Origin of the sequence: Lactobacillus sp. HMSC08B12, from assembly GCF_001808415.1 — a bacterium.
Taxonomy (GTDB): Bacteria; Bacillota; Bacilli; order Lactobacillales; family Lactobacillaceae; genus Lactobacillus; species Lactobacillus delbrueckii.
This window is the reverse complement of sequence record NZ_KV793097.1, coordinates 1-742: the sequence shown is the minus strand read 5'-3', so window position 1 is coordinate 742 and position 742 is coordinate 1. Positions and strand designations below refer to the sequence as shown.

General features: G+C 42.7%; 2 pseudogenes. One reads left to right on the top strand and one right to left on the bottom strand.

What is annotated here, in order from left to right:
• Nucleotides 1–426 (bottom strand): annotated as a pseudogene (locus HMPREF3168_RS00835) (transposase); the annotation flags it as partial.
• A 134-nt stretch (nucleotides 427–560) separates the two neighbouring features.
• On the opposite strand from HMPREF3168_RS00835, the pseudogene HMPREF3168_RS10400 reads away from it, so the two are divergent.
• Nucleotides 561–742: pseudogene (locus tag HMPREF3168_RS10400) on the top strand (hypothetical protein); the annotation flags it as partial.

Genomic DNA, 742 nt, shown 5'->3' with positions numbered 1-742 from the left:
GTGCTGAGCCACGTTGCTTTCTGCGATAACAGAGTAAGCGGCCAGATCAAGAAGCAGTCCCTTTCCCCGGTCATCCCAGCGCTTCAAGTGCTCAGCGAGCTTGTAGTCTTCAATAATTCTTCTGACTACGGAGAAGGCACCGATGCGAATACAGCTGCTTCTTGATTCATTAACTGGTTCAGCCGCCGTTCCTTCGGCGGGAATCTCAACATCAGGGAAGAACTTTTCGAAGTTGGGGTTAGGAAACATCATTCCAGGATGATCTGGGTCAGCTTTCCCAATGGTCGTTCTTCTAGCAACGTTGTATTTCTTCTCGGGAAGGTACTCTCTAGCATAAGTGAATTCGATATAGGTAATCTTACCCCGTTTATTTCTGGAAATTTTACCAGTGTTCTTAGGAATATTAACCAGGCAGTTGTAGTACATGATGGCCTCCTTCATTGAGTATGATATCATACTCAAATTCTAACATAGGAAAGCACATCAATGCAAGCAAAGATGTGCTAAAAATACAGTATTTTTGCGGGTTTAGGGCACTTTCTCAGAGGACTTGAGTTTGATTGCTCTGGGAAGTTAGCAATGAATTCAATTCAACTTTGAAACAGCCTGCTTTGTATCATGGCTATCGGCTGCTGGCAATTGATGGTAGTGACTTTGCTTTGCCGTATGATAAGAATTCAATGTTTCTATGCAATATTCAGACAAGAAAAAAGCCTTCGGCCGATAATAAATTAACGACCAA